This is a genomic window from Gluconacetobacter aggeris (assembly GCF_014174395.1).
GTDB classification, from domain to species: Bacteria; Pseudomonadota; Alphaproteobacteria; order Acetobacterales; family Acetobacteraceae; genus Gluconacetobacter; species Gluconacetobacter aggeris.
The window spans coordinates 90,421-109,013 of the sequence record NZ_JABEQD010000009.1; the positions used below are offsets into that span (position 1 = coordinate 90,421).

Annotated in this window: 16 protein-coding genes and 1 other RNA gene; 6 read left to right on the forward strand and 11 right to left on the reverse strand. The window is 63.0% G+C overall.

Features of this window, described 5'->3' with window-relative positions; genetic code table 11:
- Positions 1-7: 7 nt before the first annotated feature.
- The 5 genes from HLH36_RS13220 to HLH36_RS13240 all read right to left on the reverse strand — a co-directional run bounded on the left by HLH36_RS13220 (position 8) and on the right by HLH36_RS13240 (position 8,013).
- A complete protein-coding gene (locus tag HLH36_RS13220) occupies positions 8-2,308 on the reverse strand; it encodes a putative bifunctional diguanylate cyclase/phosphodiesterase (protein ID WP_220792833.1) in 2,301 nt (766 codons plus the stop codon).
- Complete coding sequence (locus tag HLH36_RS13225) at positions 2,305-4,347, reverse strand: EAL domain-containing protein (RefSeq protein WP_182986830.1); 2,043 nt, start codon at positions 4,345-4,347, stop codon at positions 2,305-2,307. The genes HLH36_RS13220 and HLH36_RS13225 overlap by 4 nt, the downstream gene beginning before the upstream one ends.
- Positions 4,348-4,514: 167 nt before the next feature.
- Entirely contained in the window at positions 4,515-6,290 is a 1,776-nt protein-coding gene (locus HLH36_RS13230; RefSeq protein WP_246376816.1) for an FUSC family protein, read from the reverse strand.
- Between the two features lie 265 nt (positions 6,291-6,555).
- Positions 6,556-7,458, reverse strand: coding sequence for a LysR family transcriptional regulator (locus tag HLH36_RS13235; protein ID WP_182986831.1), 903 nt, complete (start codon positions 7,456-7,458; stop codon positions 6,556-6,558).
- Positions 7,459-7,557: 99 nt separating this feature from the next.
- Entirely contained in the window at positions 7,558-8,013 is a 456-nt protein-coding gene (locus HLH36_RS13240; protein WP_182986832.1) for a hypothetical protein, read from the reverse strand.
- A 1,245-nt stretch (positions 8,014-9,258) separates the two neighbouring features.
- Here HLH36_RS13240 and HLH36_RS13245 point away from each other — a divergent pair.
- From HLH36_RS13245 to HLH36_RS13260, 4 genes are all read left to right on the forward strand, one after another.
- Complete coding sequence (locus tag HLH36_RS13245; RefSeq protein ID WP_408871894.1) at positions 9,259-10,629, forward strand: carbohydrate porin; 1,371 nt, start codon at positions 9,259-9,261, stop codon at positions 10,627-10,629.
- A 161-nt stretch (positions 10,630-10,790) separates the two neighbouring features.
- Complete coding sequence (locus HLH36_RS13250; protein ID WP_246376837.1) at positions 10,791-12,044, forward strand: MFS transporter; 1,254 nt, start codon at positions 10,791-10,793, stop codon at positions 12,042-12,044.
- Between the two features lie 479 nt (positions 12,045-12,523).
- The gene (locus HLH36_RS13255) at positions 12,524-13,195 is read left to right on the forward strand and encodes a hypothetical protein (RefSeq protein ID WP_182986835.1); all 672 of its coding nucleotides are present in this window, start codon (positions 12,524-12,526) and stop codon (positions 13,193-13,195) included.
- Between the two features lie 250 nt (positions 13,196-13,445).
- Entirely contained in the window at positions 13,446-14,051 is a 606-nt protein-coding gene (locus HLH36_RS13260; protein WP_182986836.1) for a DUF6037 family protein, read from the forward strand.
- 219 nt (positions 14,052-14,270) lie between these two features.
- Here HLH36_RS13260 and HLH36_RS13265 read toward each other — a convergent pair whose 3' ends face one another.
- From HLH36_RS13265 to HLH36_RS13285, 5 genes are all read right to left on the reverse strand, one after another.
- On the reverse strand, positions 14,271-15,086 hold the full coding sequence (locus HLH36_RS13265; RefSeq protein WP_182986837.1) for a YmdB family metallophosphoesterase: 816 nt from the start codon (positions 15,084-15,086) through the stop codon (positions 14,271-14,273).
- Between the two features lie 165 nt (positions 15,087-15,251).
- Positions 15,252-15,857, reverse strand: coding sequence for a 5-formyltetrahydrofolate cyclo-ligase (locus HLH36_RS13270; protein ID WP_182986838.1), 606 nt, complete (start codon positions 15,855-15,857; stop codon positions 15,252-15,254).
- A non-coding RNA gene (gene ssrS, locus HLH36_RS13275) (6S RNA) lies at positions 15,844-16,000 on the reverse strand. The genes HLH36_RS13270 and ssrS overlap by 14 nt, the downstream gene beginning before the upstream one ends.
- Before the next feature lie 9 nt (positions 16,001-16,009).
- Positions 16,010-16,351: a cell division protein ZapA gene (locus tag HLH36_RS13280; RefSeq protein ID WP_182986839.1), complete on the reverse strand. Its 342-nt coding sequence runs from the start codon at positions 16,349-16,351 to the stop codon at positions 16,010-16,012.
- A 3-nt stretch (positions 16,352-16,354) separates the two neighbouring features.
- Positions 16,355-16,543, reverse strand: coding sequence for a hypothetical protein (locus HLH36_RS13285; RefSeq protein ID WP_246376818.1), 189 nt, complete (start codon positions 16,541-16,543; stop codon positions 16,355-16,357).
- A gap of 201 nt (positions 16,544-16,744) precedes the next feature.
- On the opposite strand from HLH36_RS13285, the gene HLH36_RS13290 reads away from it, so the two are divergent.
- The gene (locus tag HLH36_RS13290) at positions 16,745-17,182 is read left to right on the forward strand and encodes a hypothetical protein (RefSeq protein WP_182986840.1); all 438 of its coding nucleotides are present in this window, start codon (positions 16,745-16,747) and stop codon (positions 17,180-17,182) included.
- 44 nt (positions 17,183-17,226) lie between these two features.
- A complete protein-coding gene (gene thiE / locus HLH36_RS13295; RefSeq protein ID WP_182986841.1) occupies positions 17,227-17,853 on the forward strand; it encodes a thiamine phosphate synthase in 627 nt (208 codons plus the stop codon).
- Positions 17,854-17,869: 16 nt separating this feature from the next.
- Here the strand turns inward: thiE and HLH36_RS13300 are convergent, their stop codons facing one another.
- The gene (locus tag HLH36_RS13300; RefSeq protein ID WP_182986842.1) at positions 17,870-18,574 is read right to left on the reverse strand and encodes a fasciclin domain-containing protein; all 705 of its coding nucleotides are present in this window, start codon (positions 18,572-18,574) and stop codon (positions 17,870-17,872) included.
- Between the last annotated feature and the right edge of the window lie 19 nt (positions 18,575-18,593).

Sequence of the window (18,593 nt, forward strand, 5' to 3'; positions counted from 1 at the left end):
CAGCCCCTCAGCGCCTTCCGCCGAGCCGGGCCACCAGCGGCGCATCCGCGTCCGCCGGCGCCGGGCGTCCGTAGAGATAACCCTGCACCTCCCGGCACCCTTCCGCACGGACCAGCGCAAGCTGGTCCTCGGTCTCGACCCCTTCGGCGACGATCCGCACCCCCAGCCGCTGGCCCAGATCGGCAATGGCCCGGACCACGGCGGCGCATTCCGGCCGCTCCAGCGCATCCCTGACGAAGGAGCCGTCGATCTTGATCTTGTCGAACGAGAAGGTCCGCAGATGGGCCAGCGACGAATAGCCGGTGCCGAAATCGTCCAACGACACGCGCACCCCCATCTCGCGCAGGGCCAGCAGGTCCTGGATACCGCGATGCTCGTCGCCCAATAGCGCCGTTTCGGTCACCTCGATCTCCAGCCGCTCCGCCGGCAGGCCCGCGCTGGACAGCGCCGCCGAGACGATATCGATCAATGTGCCCTTGCCCAACTGGGCGGCCGACACGTTGACGGCCACATGCGCCTCGTCCGCCCATTGCGCGGCACTCCGGCAGGCCCGCTCCAGGATGAATGCACCCAGCCGGTCGATCAGCCCGCATTGCTCGGCCACCGGCACGAACCTGGCGGGAGAAATCCAGCCCTGCTGCGGATGATGCCAGCGGGCCAGCGCCTCGCGCGACGTGACGCGCCCCGACTGCAGATCGACGATCGGCTGGTAGAAGACGAACAATCCATCCTCGCGCGCCAGGGCCGACCTCAGCTCCTCTTCCAGGCGCACCCGCTCCTGCACGCGCTTTTCCAGATCGGGCGAGAACAGCCGCGACGTTCCCCTTCCCGCCTCCTTGGCCGCATACAGCGCCATGTCGGCCCGCGACAGCAGGATATCGGGCTCCCCGCCATGTTCCGGCGCCAGGGCAATGCCGACCGACGCCCCGATCTGGATCGTCCGGTCGTAATCGAGATCAAAGGGCGCCCCCAGCGCGGCGACGATCAGGTCGGCCTGCACCTTGGCCTGCTGGCGGGAATCATGGGGCAGCAGCACGGCAAACTCGTCCCCGCCCAGCCGGGTCAGCGTAACGGCGGGGCCGTTGCAGACCATTTTCAGCCGTGCCGCGACCTGCTGCAGCAGGGCATCACCGACCTGGTGCCCCCGCGTATCGTTGACCAGCTTGAAACCATCCAGATCGACATACAGCAGCCCGACGCGATTGCCCGGCCAGGCCAGACGTTCTTCGAGTTCCCGGCGAAACGTGACCCGGTTGGGCAGATCGGTCAGCGCATCGTAATGCGCCAGATGCCGGATGCGGTTTTCCGCCTCGACCTCCTTCGTCACCAGCGCCCAGGTCAGCATGGGCGCCATATAATGGCCGTCCCGGGCGGTGATGGCGGAAATCTTCAGGTCCAGCACCTCGTTGCCCAGGCGGATGCGCGCATTGTGCGGCAGGTTGTTCGGATCGGCCAGAATGCCCCGCTGATGGGCCGGCGAACGATGGAACACGTCGATGGAGGTGCCGATCAGGTCATCGGCACGGATCGGCAGAAGATGCTCGATACTGCGGATCAATGCCTTGGACATCTGGTTCGCGTAGTTGATGATATAGGTGTGCGGCTCCACCGTCATGACCGCCACGGGCATGTTGTCGATCATCCGCAGCAGCAGTTCCTGCTCCTTCGCCCGCCGCAATTCCTCGGCACGCGCATTCACGGTTTTCGAAAAATCGCGATAGGTGCTGCTCAACACGCCAATCCCGCCGATCGAATCGACAAGCAGGCCCAGGGTGGCGGCCAGATGGGTCGACGCGCCATCGAACAGGCACAGGACCAGAAGCGTCACATTGGCGATGATCGCCAGCCTGATCGCCGCGACCCGCAGATGCGCCAGACAAGATATGACCGACAGCGTCGTGGTGGCGACGTAGAAGAACAGGAAAGAACGCGTCGCCTCGTCACCATAGGAATAAAGCGCCAACGCCCACACCGCCTGAACGATGACCAGCCCGACGGAAAGCCGGCCCGTCCTGGTCAACACCGCCTGGACATGCTCCAGCGTCGGCTCGCTCCGGCGTGCCTGAATCCAGGACCGTATCCTGAAGGCACAGAACACGCTGGCCACGGCCGGAAAGAAGATCGAAAGCCAATCGGGCGCCTGCCGGCCAAAGACGGCGGCAAGCAGCCACGCATTGACGATCAGCACGACATACATCGTCGGCATGTGCTGGGCACACCGGTGATACCGCGCCACGGCCAGCTCGGCAGTCTCGATCTCGGCGGTGGAAAACCAGCCTTCACGGCCGAAGGGCCAGTTGATGCTCATGCCGCCTCCTCCACCCGCGCGACCTGCCCCTTGCGGATAATGTCCTCCATCGTGACCGGATGTCCCAGCAGGAACCCCTGCGCTTCCTCGCAGCCTTCGGCGTTCAGCATCGAAAGCTGGTCATAGGTCTCGATGCCCTCGGCCACCACCGGAATGCCGAAGCTCTTTCCCAGCGCCAGGACGGCCCGGATAATGGCCATGGTCTGGCCCGTCGCCGCCGAGGAACAGAAGAAGGACCGGTCGATCTTGATCCGGTCGAAGGTGAACGACCGCAGCGTGTCCAGCGACGAATAGCCGGTGCCGAAATCGTCCAGGGCGATGCTCACCCCCAGCTCCCGGATCTGGCGCAGCATCTCCAGCGAGCGCTCCCGATCGGCGAAAATGGTCGATTCCGTCAGTTCCAGTTCCAGCCGTTCCGGGGCCAGCCCGGTCTCGGCCAGAACCGCCCGGACCACCGAAGGCAGGTCGGCGTTGATGAACTGCACGGCGGAGAGATTGACCGCGATCGTATAGGGCGGTTCCCACGTCGCGGCTTCACGGCACGCCGTGCGCAGCACCCATTCCCCGATCGCCAGGATCAGCCCGTTCTCCTCGGCCAGCGGAATGAATTCGCCAGGCGGAATCTGGCCCCGCGTCGGATGCGTCCAGCGCAGCAGGGCCTCGTAGCCCCGGATACGCCCGGTCGATACGATGGTCTGGACCTGATAATGCAGCGTCAACTGGTTACGGCTGATCGCGTCGCGCAGGTCGGCCGCCAGCGCGCGCCGCTCGCGAACCCGCTCGTCCATGCCGGCTTCATAGAAGCAGATCCGCTGCAACGGGTTCGATTTCGCGCGATACATCGCCAGGTCCGCGCCGTTGATCAGGCTTTCCCTGTCGGCGGCATCGTCGGGAAAGAGCGCAACCCCCAGGCTGCCGCCGGAGGCGATTTCCAGGTCATCGGTCCTGATCGGGAGGGAAAGGGCCTTTTCGATCCGGTCGACAAAGCCCTCCACCTCGCCCGACGCACCGATGCGACAGATCGCGGTGAATTCGTCACCACCGGTCCGGGCGATGAATTCGCCCCGTTCCTCATGCGACAGGGCCTTCATGCGGCTGCCCAGCACGCGCAGCACCTCGTCGCCGACCGAATGTCCCCGCAGGTCGTTGATATCCTTGAACCGATCGAGATCGATACCGATCAGCGCCAGCCTGCTCCCGCGCTGGGTCGCCAGCGCGATTTCCAGGTCCAGCCGGTCATTGAAATTCGCCCGGTTCGGCAGCCCGGTCAGTGCATCGTTCAACGCCATGCGCCGCAGGCGTTCGATGGTCTCCGCCCGCGTGCTGTCATCGATCAGATAACTGACCATGCCCATCACCAGAATGACCAGGCTCATGCCGATCACGGCCATGGTCATGGTCTTCAGGGCTTCGGAATGGGCGGGCACCATGCCCTCGCCCGTCGAGACGACATGAAATGCCGTCATGCCCAGAAAATGCACCGACAGGATGGCGGCGGCGAACAGGCCCGCCATGGCATTGGTGCCCTGCCCGGTCCGCTTCAACGCCATATGCAGCGCCGCCATGGACAGGACCGGCCCCAGGATGCCCGACCCGATCACATAGGGCGGGTCCCACCGCACCTGCCCGTGGACGTGAAAGGCCATCATGCCGACATAATGCATGGCCGCGATGGAGGAGCCGAGCAGGACACCCCCCGCGACCGAAGGCCATGGAACGACGCGGCTGCCGGCGGCGATGAAGCCCAGCACGCTGCCGACGATGCAGATGAACAGCGAGAGCAGGGTCAGCAACGGGTCGAACGTCACCCTCACACCGGCCCGAAAGCCCGCCATCGCAATGAAATGCGTGCACCAGATGGCCACTCCGGCGGCCAGGGCGGTCAGCACATGCCACCCCACCCGCTGCAACCCGCCCGTCTGCAACGCACGGCGGAACAGGCGCGCCGTTACCCAAGCTCCCACACCACAGAGAAAGGCGGCGACCAGGACTATCCGAAGATCATGCTCGCGAATAACACACAAAAATAGAGAATTCACCCAGCATGTCTTTCTTCAAAGGCAGAGAAGCAAGAATCCAGCCATCAATACCACTGGAGAAATATCCTTCAAGGCCTCCTCCGCCACCGTTGATACTCTCTTCCGGCGCGATCGGGCCATCACCAGCCCCGACCGGGCATGCCCCGCGCAAGGCTCGCGGCGGGACCCTACAGCCCCTCCTCCATCGCCGTCGCACCAGGCGGATGCCCGTCCTGCCGCACGATGGCCCTCAGCGCGGTCGCCAGATCCTCCCTTTCGGGCGCCTGCATGTCAGCCCGGCGCAGCAACACCGGCACAAATGGGGCCGCCCGCGCCGGATCGCGCGTCCATGCGCGCAGAAACGCCGCCAGCCGCCGCGCAACAGGCACCGGCAGCGTGCCATCCGCCATGGCCTCGCGAATTTCAAGGACGCACATCCCCCGCACCGTGACGGCCATATGGGACGCGAAATAGGCAAAAAGCCGCTCTCGCGGCACGTCGCATCCCGTGCGGACGGCACGGACCATGCTGTCCGCATTCGTCATCAGCCAGGCGCGCGCCGACGGCACGCTCCGGCCCGTCGCCAGCCCGGACAATCGCCGCTCCGCCCAGGCCATCGTGCGCCGCAGATGCTCGTCGGGCCGGAAAGGCAGGACCAGCCGGAACATCGCCCCCGCGAAGAAGACCGCGGCCAGAAACGCCATCGTCCCGTTCAGGAAGGCGCTTTCATCATACCGGCCGGCATTGGACGGCCCGATCAGCACCGGAAGGAACATGTTGAAGGAAAAGGCATGGTTGACCAGGCGCGGCGTGCGCGCCGCCAGGCCGCCGGCCACCATGGGCACCAGCAGGCAGAAGGCCAGCATCTCCGGCGCGGTCACCATCGGCACGATCAGCAGCACATAGGCGCCCGCGACAAGCGCACACCCCATCGCTCCACGCGCAAAGCCGGCCGAGGCCAGCACCGGCACCTCGCGCGTCGCCAGCAGCCCATAGACCAGCACGACATACGCGATAAACCCGATCCCCGACGGCCAGGCGGTGACATACCAGGCAGCCGACGCCGCCAGCACGCCCGCCGCCACGCGCGCGCCATTCCGCAGCCCCTGCGTCGCCTGCCGCACCGAACGGGCGCGAAACCGAAAACGATCCCCCTTACGGGGCTCCGCAATGGCATCGATATGCAGCACCCCGGCATCCAGCGTCCGCCGCACGGCCTCCCACGGCGCACCGGCCCGCCGCCGCGCCACGGCGGCCAGCAGGTCGGCCAGCGCCGCGCGGGCATGGTCGGCCACCCGCCCGGCCGCAGGCCCCATCTCCAGCACGTCGAATTCGATCCGGCCCGACGCCGCCATGATATCCGCCAGCAAGGCACTTTCCGTCGCAGGGCCGGGCACAGCCCGCTGCCAGCTCTCCAGCCCCTGCCGGGCCGTCGCGGACACGCCGCGCAGGCGCGCCAGCAACGCCCCCCGCGCCCGCTCGCGCAGACCGGGCGAGAACAGCATGGCCAATACGGCCTCGCAGAGAATACCGAGCGCGATATACGTCCCCCGCGCCATCGCGATAAAGAACGCATCGTCGGGCGACGCGATACCGTCCGTGGCGACGATGGCGGCCGTAAAGCTCGCGACCAGAAAACCGTAGCTGCGATAACCGTCGAACACCGTCGCCAGCCCGCAGCACAGCCCGGCCCACACAGCGAGGCAGATAAAGAACAGCCCCGCCTCCTGCGGAAAGGCGGCAATCAGCGCCACCCCCACGCAGCATCCCACGACCGTACCCGCCAGCCGCCAGCGCGCCTTGGAAAACGACTCCCCGCGCGAGGCCGTCGCCACGGTCCAGACAGTCAGCGGCGCCCATTGCGGGCTGCCCAGTTCCATCCACATCGCAATCAGCAGCGACAGGATGGCCGCGCACGACGTCCGGAGCGCAAATCCCAGATCGGCCCGCGAGGGCGCGAACAACCAGCTCCATCGCCCCCCGATCACGCCCGCCCCCACCTTCCACTCGGCGGCGGACAGTGGCCGGAGCCACGGGCGGCGTCCAAGTCATTCTCGTGATCAGGTGATAAAGGTAGCTTATGATCAGCGGGCGAAAGCTCTCTTCTTTTGTCTTCCGAAAAAGAAGCAAAAAGACTTTTATCCGTTCAGGGCCGTCCCATACCCCAGCAAAAAACTCCAGAACGAATCAGAGTTTTTTGGTTCTTTTTTTCAGAAAAGAACATCCTTCTTACATGGTCAGCACATCCGTCAGCACCAGCCCGGACGCAACCTGCCAGCACCGCGCCATCAGCGCGCTCGTCATCGTCTGCCGCACCCGCACCAGCCCCACCGAAGGCGTCGGCGACGGATCGAGCCGCCGGACCTGGAACGGCACCCCACCGGTGCGCGACGGCAAGGCCGCCACCGGCAGGATCGACGCCAGACGTCCCGCCCGCAGTTCCACGTGCAACAGTTCCAGCGCATTCGTCTCGAACCGCACATCGGGGGTGCGGCCCGCCTCCGCGAAACACCGATCGACGATCTGGCGGCTGCGCATCGAACGGTCCAGCAGGCACAGCGGCAATCCGGCCGCCTCGCTCCACGCGCAACGCACACGCCCCGGCAGGGTAATACCCGGACCACCGACCAGAACATGCTGCTCGACATAGAGTTCGTGGGCCTCGAACGACCCGCCGGCCGGCAACTGGTCGAGATAGACGATACCCAGCCCGAAACGCTGTTCAGCCAGCCCGCGCAGGATGTCGCCATGCGCCGCGACGGTCAGTTCCAGATGCAGCGCCGGGATGGCGGCACGCAGGCTCTCCATCAGCAGCGGCGCCAGTTGCTGGGCCGGCGGCATGACACCGATGGCCAGGCTGCCGCCCGCGACCTCATGGGCAAAGCCGGCCTCCTGCCGCAAGCCGTCGAGCGCCGCGAGGCTCTGCCGCGCCCAGGCCAGCACACGCTCGCCCTCCGGCGTCAGGCCCAGCACCCGCTGCCGGCGGCGGATGATGGTCACCCCCAGCTCATGCTCCAACTGCCGGATCGCCGCCGAAAGCGCGGGCTGGGACACACCGCAATGCTCCGCCGCGCGCGAGAAATGGCGAAACCGATCGAGCGCCACGAGATAGGTCAACTGCCGGAGGAACAAGACGGCCTTCCTTCACACTACGGAACGTCCTGTTCTCCTCGCGGAATGCGCCCGTCCCCGCAACCCCGGCCGCACCAGGCATCTACCCGAAACATGTTCTCAGTCCGTAAAGCCTGCATTAAGGCCGCGCGTCAGGGCGATGACCCGCGCGCCGTCGCCCCGCCGGCCGGCGGGCAGACGAAGCTGGATTTCCATCAGGTCATTCGTGGCGCTCAGATGCGCCACTCCTTCGATCGGATCGCCATCGCGCCTGAGCCAGCTTTGGGTACCCATGCCCTCTGCGCCCGCTGGCGTCGTATACGCGATATCAGCCGGCCCGCGCGCGGTGATGATGTCGGCCGGATAGGGCCCGCCGGGGAAGTTGCTGGCGGGCTCGATTCCCTCGGCGACGACCTGTCTGACGAAGGCAGCGTGCTCGGGAAACATCCTGGCGATCACCCGCGCGACCGCGAAACGCCCACTGGTATCGCCACTGGTCGCGGAAATCTGGATAGCCGGTCCGGTGATATGCGCGTCTTTCGAAAGACCGGCGGAGGACGACAGGCCGGGCGCCACCAGAAGATACGATCCAGCAGACCCGTACCGTTCAGTACACGTCCAACCGACCGGCGCGACCGCCGCCAGATCCTGTGCCTCATAAACTGCGTATCCCGCAGGCAGGCTGGCGGGGAGAACGAATTTCGGGTCCGGCCGCGCTGGCGCCGCAATCGGGCCCACCTGACCGTCCGCCGGGCAACCGACGAACCGGACCGGCATCGCCATGGCCCGGCATCCGCCCGATACGGCACAGGAGATCACCAGCGAAAACAGCCAGACAGCACGAAAACATGTTGGAAAGGTAGACATTCCTGCCTCGCATCGGAAGCGTGTTCCGTGACAATACGTCAACACCCCCTGTCTTGAAATATCGCCGAATAAAAATAACTTGGGGGCTGACATAGGTAAGCGATTTACCTGGAACGCTCCGCTGGCAGCTTAACCCATTGGGTGAGGATTTTCACGAGCTTCGCAGGCGAACGGTGATGGAAGCGCCATTCACATTCCGCGAGGAAGAGATGAAAGTCTTCCGGGGCATTCCATTGTATCGCCGCAAGTGGCGCTTGGCCGGGCTCCAGAAATCCTCGATGCCGTTGATATGATTCCTGCCTTCAGCAAATCGCGCGCCGCGATGTATGCGACGATGATGGAACTCCGAAACGTCGAGTTTATCATATGCCTGCCATGACTTGCTGCGGCATGGGCGGAAGAGCCGGCTCCCCCTCAGGCGCCAGACAGGTCCAGATCAGCCCATAGGGCTCGACCGCCGGATATCCCGGCCAGGCTCCGGTACCACCCGATCGCTGAAGTCACCAGTTGGTGAAGACAGCCTCTCACGAACCGGTGAAGCGCGGCACGCCATGAACCGTAACCCAATGGTTCAGAAAATATTTCTCGATTCCGGCAGAACTCATTCAAATAAAACATAATTTATATTCAGGCCGGCATCTCTTGTCCTTCCGGCATGACGATGCTGAGAATGGCGCCACCGACGATGTTTTCATGCATCATGAAATAATAACAAAGAATTCGGTTAACGATACCATGCCCCTCGCGGTGACTGCCCCCTCTCGCGCACGCCCCTGCCCGGACAGAATGCCGTCTGCAGAAAATCCGTTCTCCGACGCCTTCCGCAACAAGGCATCCGATATCCGCAACATCATCAACGACCGCACATCCCTCACCGTCTCACTGCTCGCGGCGCTGCTCTGCATGGCCGCAACCGCCTGCCTCGGTGCGCCCGTCAACCCGGCCGTGGCAACCATGCAGGGAAAACAGAAGCGCCCGCTCGCCGAAGACAGGCTGAACCCGCTCTTCGAGGGGGAAAGCCTCTCCGCCCTGCTGGCGCCCGAAGACGACGCCCTGCGCGCCGGCGACCCGAGCGCCGATTATTTCGCGATCGACCGCTCCCCGGGCAACCTGCTGCCACAGGCCAAACCATGGCGCCGATGGCTGAGCCAGCGCGGCTTCACCTTCGACATGATCTACAAGGCCGAAGGCATGGCCAATATCGCGGGCGGCCTGTCCCAGGGCATGGATTATGTCCATGACCTGCGCGTGACCATGCTGTTCGACCTGGGCAAGCTGCCGGGGCTGGACGGATGGTATGTCCACGGGCTGGTCATGAACCGCGAAGGCCGCCAGGTCGGCTGGGACCATGTCGGCGAACGCAATGTCCTGCTGACCGAACTGTGGAGCATCCACGGCCCCGCCGCCGCGCGCCTGGCCGATCTCTATGCCGAGAAATCGTTTCTCGGCGACCGGCTCAACATCAATATCGGCCGCATCGCGCTGACCCACACCTACGGCACCTCGGCGCTGCTGTGCACGTTCATGATGCAATGTTCCGCGCCGATGGCCATCCGCGAACCGCCGGGCTGGAGCGTCTATCCCAAGACTTCATGGGGCGGCACGCTGCGCTTCCGGCCGCTGCGCGACCTGACTTTGCGCACCGGCATCTACAAGATCGCCCCCAAGCCCGAGGACAATACCGGCTGGGCCTGGGCCAGCGAGACCACCACCGGCATTCAGACACCGGTGGAACTGACATGGGAACCCTTCTTCGGCCCGCACAAGCTCGTCGGGCACTACAAGTTCGGCTACGGGCACGACACCTCGCCCTATGCGGACATGATCGGCACCGTGCCGGCCATCGACCGGGAAACGATCCGCGCCCATGCCGACAGGCCGCGCGACACGTTCTATATCGAGGCCGACCAGATGATCTATCGCACCCAGGGCACCAGCCAGATGTCCGGCGGTTACCTGATGGCCGGCTATATCCACAATACGCCGAGCATCTCCACCTTCGCCGACGAATTCTATTTCGGCACCGCGCTGCTCGGGATCGTGCCCGGGCGCCCCTTCGACCGGCTGGGCCTGATGTATTCCTATTACCAGATGAGCCCGCGCCTGGCCTACGGGCAGCGGCTGCGGCAGGATGCCGGCCTGCCGCTCGGCCCGTACGTCACGGGCCCGCAAACCCATTCGGCGGTGCTGGAGGCCTATTATGGCATGCCCGTGCTGCCGGGCCTGATCCTCTACCCCGAATTCGAATATATGATGCGCCCGGGCGAAACATCGGTCATTCCCAATGCCACGTTGGTCGGCATCAAGATGATCGCCAACCTGTAACTCCACCACAGCGGCAGCAATCGCCGGAATATGATCGCACGACCTCGGTAAAATAAAAATTAGGCGCATCTTCGCCTAACCGATGCTCTCTACGGAAGAGCAGGCAAAAACGCGCCGGACCGGAAAAGCGCTTGCAAGGGATGGAAACAGGCATGAACGACATGGCAGCCGCACCGGCGACGATCACAGGACAGGCGCAGACCTACGACGTGGCGACCTCCCGCCATGTGGTCGCGGCCTCGCTGCTGGCATGGCTGCTCGATGCCTGCGATTTCTTCATCGTGCTGTTCACGCTCGACGATGTCGCCCGCAGTTTCCACGTCTCGCTGCAAAGCATCCTGCTCGCCCCGACGCTCACCTTGCTCACCCGCCCGATCGGCGCCTTCCTGTGCGGACACGCCGCCGACCGGTACGGGCGCAAACCGGTCATGATCGCCACCATCATCGTCTATTCCGCGATCGAGATCCTGTCCGCCTTCGCCCCCAACCTCGCCATCTTCCTGCTGCTGCGCACGTTGTTCGGCGTGGCGCTGGGCGGCGAATGGGGCGTGGGCACGTCGCTGATCATGGAGAGCATCCCGCCCTCATGGCGCGGCACCGCCTCGGGCATCCTGCAGGCCGGCTACCCGGCCGGATACCTGCTGGCGTCGCTGGTCTTCCTGCTGCTGCCCTTCGTCGGCTGGCGCGGGCTTTTCATCCTCGGCGGCAGCGCCCTGCTGGCGGCCGTCTATATCTGGCTGCGCGTGCCCGAAAGCCCCGAATGGCTGCGCCGCCGGCACGACCAGGCCGCCCGCGCCACCAGGCCCCCCGGCCTGTGGTTCATCGTCCGCAACAACGCGGCACTGTGCGTCTTCGCAATCACCCTGATGGCCGCCTTCAATTTCATGAGCCACGGCTCGCAGGACCTGTATCCCAAGATCTTCCTGGGGCTGGAACGCCACCTGCCCCATCCCTCCATCACGCTGATCGTGGTGCTCTACAACATCGCCGCCATCGTCGGCGGCCTGTTCTTCGGCGTGCTGTCGCAGAAGATCAGCCGCCAATACAGCATCGCCCTGGCCGCCCTCCTCACACTGCCCTTCCTGCCACTGTGGGCGCTCTCCCACTCCCCCTTCTGGCTCGCCGTCGGCGCCGTCTGCATCCAGTTCTGCGTCCAGGGCGCCTGGGGCGTCGTCCCCGCCTATCTCAGCGAACTCTCCCCCGCCTCGGTCCGCGCCACCTTCCCCGGCCTCGCCTACCAGTGCGGCAACCTCATCGCCGCCAGCAACGCCCTGCTCCAAACCGCCCTCGCCACCTGGTTCGGCACCGGCCTCGCCCCCGCCATGATGCTCACGGTAGGCACCGCCGCAACGGTCGTCCTGACCCTGATCCTCCTCAACGCCCGCCTGTACGGGCGTTACCGACCCATTCAATAAAGAGCAGCCATATCGTTCGAAGACATGTCGGCTTACGCCCGCATGTGAGACATTGTTACGTATCATAAAGCCGTCCAAAAGCTGACATGAACTAACAAGGTGCCGGACTTGGCTCGGTGTACTGCCGCCAATAAGAATATGCACGAGCGGTTGTCTCTTATATTATAAATTACACAATTAATATAGAATTTAACTGTTTGTTGTGCACAGTCAGAGAGGGACAGTAAAATAAAATATTACGAGAAAATTCAAAAATTTTTGAATAATTATTTTACATTTACTAATTACTTTTGTTAATTCATTATATTTATACTAAATATTTTTATTTACCGTTTAGTGCGCCAACTAAATAAATTCACATATTTTATAGTGAAATAAATTGCATGGATGTTATTTGAAACTAATTCATTTTGCGCCAGATTACTTTATATCAAAATGGTGCCCTAGGCTATCATTTTGATATGTGAAAGGAAAATTAAGTGCACATCAGAATTAGGTGTATTAGTGACCTGCCGGTCGAAGAGTGCAATAATATTGCAGATTCTTTTTCTCCCCTCGGATCGACTGATGTTTTCTGCGCACAGCCTGGTCCACAGCAAATAGTGAATGAACTACTTCCTGCTGTATTCACAGTCGCTTTAACCGAGATTGCAGGAGGATTTCTAAAACAAATCGGCGCAGATCTGGAGAAAGATCTAAAAAACGCGCTCATCAAATTATTTCGACGTGGGCGCGAATTACCAACTGATTGGTATCGAAGCGGCTCCGAACGCCGGGAACCAAGCTTATCTATACCTAGTCAGCATGAAAAAAAGCCGGAAGCATACGCTAGCTCTCCTCCGCTAAGGGTGGAAGCTTCGTTAGGACAACTAGGAGAGGCAAAATTTATATTTCCTGCGGAGCTTTATGCTGAGGCGATGGAAACGGCAATATCGACGATGCAAGGTAAATTGATTTTTCTCCAACAATTCGTCAATGATTTTTGTCTTCAGGAGCAGATTAAGCAGAGCGCGCCAGAACGTTATTTTGGCAAGATGCCGCTTGAAATGGTTCGACAGCGCTTGATGTACGAACGAGTTAACGCAAATAACTTGCTTCTAAAACCCTATATATACACTATTGAATCAAAAACGTGGGTTGGAATAGGTTAATTTAAAGGTATCTTTCTAATAATTTCATCCAAGAAGCGACATAATTGTTCCAATTAGTCTAAATTGCCTGTCTCTGCCTGTGGATGACAGGCAAGCAATAACCGCCTCTTTTCAGTCATTTCGATGATGTTTGCAACCCTTCGAAAGCGGCTTTTGTGGAGAGATATTTGCGATTACAAAATAAATTCTGCTAGACTACGTTGTGTCAATGTTGTTGATATCCGTCTATATTGAAATATGGAATTAGATAATGATCCGCCTCACAGTGCTAAATCCTCTTTTAACGAGTATGCGCAATCAGGGAATTACGAGGTGTGTATTTCGATATAGACGAGGAGAAGTTCAGTTTTCTGTAGTGTTCACTACAGAAACAAACAACGCTTTATATCCATTAGCTTTACTTTTTGGGTTTTCTGGTCCACCTACGTTTGCATTCATTTTTTTTGGAGATAATAATCTGAATTTCTCCACATTCTTGGAGAGTGGTGAGTATAAAAAACTTTGCAGCATACTTAACCTGAAATATGATCCCAATAATAAATTCTCACCTGCAGAATTTTTGAGAAATTTTGCAGGAAGTGGTCAAATACCTCAGCAAGTATCTCCGACTATGATTCCAACACCAGATCAGGTGCCTGCGCCTGCACGTTACGTTTCAGACGCTGATCGTCCTTATTTTAGTAGGTGGATGTACTTGCCTGAAGGCAATCAGGTAAGCGATGCCAACTATAATCGAACTCTTTTCTCTTTTGGTTTGCAATGTGCCACCTTTTGCAGGAATCAAAGAATTTCTTCATGTTGGACAGCCGTACAGCCCAACGAGCCAAATTACGATCCACCTCCTAACATGCCGTAATTACTAGAGAGAAACACCTTTAACCTTCAACGAGGTTTCGTATCTGCACAAAAAACATCCACAGTGGGCGTCAATACAATGAATATCTGCTTCTTAGATCATCCCGTCCAAAAGCTGATATTCCGCTCTCCCCGCCAAGCGGCCATGTTTGCAAAGGGTCTAGCCACGTAATGCAGGCAACGGGCATGGGTCACCCCACGCCCGTTTCCCATCCCGAGTTCAGAAATCCGGCATCGTAGGCGCCAACAATCCGCCCATGCGCAGCGGCGCCATCCGACGAGCCAACCCTGTAGCATCATCGGTTTCCACCATCATGCCCGCCACCGTCGCCACCCCTTCCGCCGGCTGCAACCGCTCACCGGGCATCCGGCGCAGGAAGCGCGCAATGGCCGCATCCTTGCCCATGCCGATCACACTGTCATAATCCCCACACATGCCCGCATCCGTCTGGTACGCCGTGCCACCGGGCAAAATGCGATGGTCGGCCGTAGGCGTATGGGTATGCGTGCCCACCACCAGCGAAGCCCGCCCATCCAGCACATGCCCCATCGCCCATTTCTCGCTCGACGCCTCGGCGTGGATATCCACCACCACCGCATGCACCGTCACCCCCAGCCGATGCCGGGCCATGATATCGGTCACGGCGCGGAACGGATCATCCAGCGCCTCCATGAACTGTCGCCCCATGACGTTGATCACCAGCGCCTTGCGCCCGTCCACCAGTTCCACCACCACACTGCCCTGTCCGGGCGTGCCGGGCGGATAATTGGCCGGGCGGATAATGCGCGGCTCGGCATCGATCTGGCCGACCAGATCCTTGCGATCCCACGCATGGTTCCCCAGCGTCACGACATCGACGCCAGCCGCAAACAGGTCACGGGCGATGGGCAGCGAGAGGCCGAACCCATGGCTCGCATTCTCGCCATTCACCACCACCAGGTCCAGGCGCAGATCCCGCCGCAGAGTGGGCACCGCCTCCATCACCGCCTCGCGCCCCGTGCGGCCGACAATGTCGCCCAGAAACAAGATCCGCACCCGTTTTTCCTTCTTCCACTTTGGGGCCGCCATCCTTCTTTTTCTGAAGAAAAAGAAGCAAAAAGACTTTTATCCGTTCAGGGACATCGTATGTCCCCAGCAAAAAGCTCCCGAACAGATCAAAAGTTTTTTGGTTCTTTTTTCCAAAAAAGAACAGAAAACCCCTCACACCCGAATCACTTCCCGCTCCGTCACGATCAACGGCAGCGGCACATCATACGGCCCCACCGGCACCGCCGGCACTTCCTGCGCCGACAGGCCAAAGCCCACCGCCGGCACGCCGGGCAGCCCGGCCAGCGTGCGGTCGTAATAGCCGCCCCCGTATCCCAGCCGGAACCCCCGCCTGTCAAAACCCAGCAGCGGCACGAACACCAGATCGGGCCGCGCCGCAGGCCCATCGGGGTGCAGCGTGCCGAAGCGGCCACGATGCATGACCGCCTCCGGGCACCAGCGATGAAAGCGCAAGGGCTGCCCACGCGGCGGCGTTTCCGGCAGCAGCACGCCATACCCGTCCTCATGCAGCCCGGCGCACAGGCCGCGCAGATCCACCTCGCCCGGCAACGGCCAAACGGCCGCGACACAGGCCCCCGGCGGCAACACGGCGCGGACATGCTCCCCCATGCGGCGGCACAGCGCCGCAGCGGCACCCGGCGCGGGCGCGGCCGCACGCAAGGCGCGCAGATGCCGGCGCAGCTCGGCCTTGGCCTCCACCAGCGCAGGCGGATCGGATTGGGGAAGATCGGATGGGGTAGGAATGTGCGGAGCCGCCATGACCGTTGGTCTTTCAGCCCTCCCGGACCTGCTCACGCAGGTGGGCGCCAGATAACATGACCAGGATCACGCCAGAGCCAGCTCCCTAAGGAAGTGCTTATCGGCCCAGGGGTTGAGTTGCCTGACAAGTCCGGCAGCCCCGCTCCCCATATTTAGGGATGTTCGAGCGCCGCCGCAATGCTCTCGGCGCGCTCGACCAGCAAGGCCAACTGTTCGCGCCGGCGCTCGTTCTCCACACGCGCCTGCCGCCCCTCGGCCAGTTGGCGCGCGGTATCCGCCGGCATCTTCTCGACCGAGAGGTCATGGATCTCGTCAGCCATCAGCAAAGCCGCCAGGGCCAGGATGCGCGCCTCGCCACTCTGCCCGCCAATGGCGCGGATATGCTCGATCCGGCGCTCGACCTCCAGCGCCATGGCCTGGAGATGGCGTTCCTGGCCGTCCTTGCAGCCGACGACATAGGCATAGCCGTTGATGCGGACCGTGACCTGCGCCATGGCTCAGCCCTCCTCCATCCCGTCAATATCCTCGTCCGGCCCCAGCACGTCGCGCACCCGCGCGATCAGGGCATCGATATTGGCCGCCAGCGTCTGCAGGTCAGGGCCCGGGGCCACCGCCTCGTCCCGACGATCCAGGGCAAAGGCAATACGGTTCAATGCCTGTTCCAGGCGGTCTGCGGGATCGCTCATCCCCCAGGCAACCGGGCTGTCCGGTCCATCAGCGTGCCCCACGGTCGTCATTCCCGTCACTCGGCGTCTCGGTCGCCGTCCAAATCCATGCGCCGGCAGCAATCCGCCACGCATACCCCGCGCGGCCCGCTCGCCAGCCTACATGTCCGGACAGACACTCACTCTTGAACTGATCGCCCGCGCGGGGTTCAACGTCAAGCAATGATCCACCCTCCGATCCCCCCGCGCGTCTTCGTCGTCGCCTCGGCGGTCGAGGTCCGCGCAATCCTCTCCATCCTGCCCGCGCCCGAAGCACCGGGCACAGCTTGCATCGCCCTGCTGTCACCGGCCGACGCCGGCTGTTTCATGGGCCCCGCCTGGTGGCGCGCGCTCCTGGCCGAAACCGGGGCCACACTGCCCGCCTTCCTCGATTGCGGCACGGCCGCAGGCCGCGCCGCCGAGGCCCTGGGGCTGGGCCTGCGCCATATCGTGCTGCATGGCACCGGCCGCCAGGCAGAGACAATCCAGCATCTGGCCCACACGCTGGGCGCAACCTGCCTGCCCGGCCGCCCGCCCCATTGCGTGGTGGGCCCCACCCCCTCGCCCGAACGGCTGCGGGCCTATATCGCCGGCACGAACGGCCCACCGATCCGCCCCTGACCCCCCTGTCGTTGCGGCGCGGGGCGCCGTATGATCGGCCCACGATGTATGATTGTCAGCTTTATCTCGTCACCCCCCCGGTCCTGGACCCGGCCGCGTTCGCGCCGGATCTGGCGCGCGCCCTCGATGCCGGCCCCGTCGCCGCCGTGCAGTTGCGCCTGAAGGACGTATCCGACGATGCGATCCTCCGCGCGATCGACACCCTGCGCCCGGTGGCGCAGGAGCGCGACGTCGCCTTCATCCTGAACGACCGCCCCGACCTCGCCCGCCGCAGCGGCTGCGACGGCGCGCATGTCGGTGGCGAGGACACGGATGCCGCCGCCTCCCGCGCCCTGCTGGGCGACGAACTGCAACTGGGCGTCTCATGCTATGACAGCCGGGACCTGGCGATGCGCGCGGGCGAGGCCGGGGCCGATTACGTCGCCTTCGGCGCGTTCTTCCCCTCGCCCTCCAAGGAGACCGAGATCCGCGCCTCCGTGGAACTGCTGACCTGGTGGAGCGCGATGATGGAACTGCCGGTGGTGACCATCGGCGGCATCACGCCCGAAAACTGCGCCCCCCTGGTGCGGGCGGGCGCGGATTTCCTGGCCGTGATCAGCGCCGTCTGGTCGCACCCCGAAGGCCCAGCCGCCGGCGTGCGCGCCATGAACGCCGCGATCGACGCAGCCTGAGCAGAAGCCGGCCCGATCACCCGGTCCGGGCCGGCGCCCCATCGTCCGAGGCCGGCGGCACCCCCAGCAGCGAGCGGGTCAGATACAGCACCCCGTTGGATTGCGGCATCCCGTCGATCCAGATCGGCGCCACACCCCCGGCCCCGTCCGACAGCACCAGCCGCCCCGTCCCCGGGTCGCGCCCCACCAGCACCGTCCCGCCGGCAACCGTCGGCAGGCTGACCCGGTTGCCGGGCGCCGCGGCGACCATCTGGCGCAGGCGCGCCGCCGGATAGGCTCCGCGCACGATGCTATAGGCCAGCGCCCGATGCAGCACCGCCGGCGCCGGCACGCTGCCCGACGGGCCGGACGCACGGGCCAGTTGCTCCATCGGCAGATTAGGGACGGCAAACACGGTGAACGGCCCCGCCTGCCGCAACGGCGCCATCATCCCGGCCAGATCGAGCGCCCGCGTATAATCGGCCAGCTCGATGCTGCCGCGCAGGGTCTCGTTCAGCGGCCGGTCGCGATAGATCGGCGTGTCGGGCGCGCCATAGGCCACCCGACTGTCCGGCCGCCCCTGATCCAGCGCCGGCGTATAGCTATGTTCGACCGAAACGGTGGGAATGGCGGCCGCCCGGCTGTCGCCACGGACCAGAAACGGGTCCTGCCAGGCCGCCGGCGCACAGGCCGCGACAGGGCACGCCAGCAGGCCGGCCATCAGAACGCGCGCCGCACTCATTCCACCCCCTTTGCGGGGC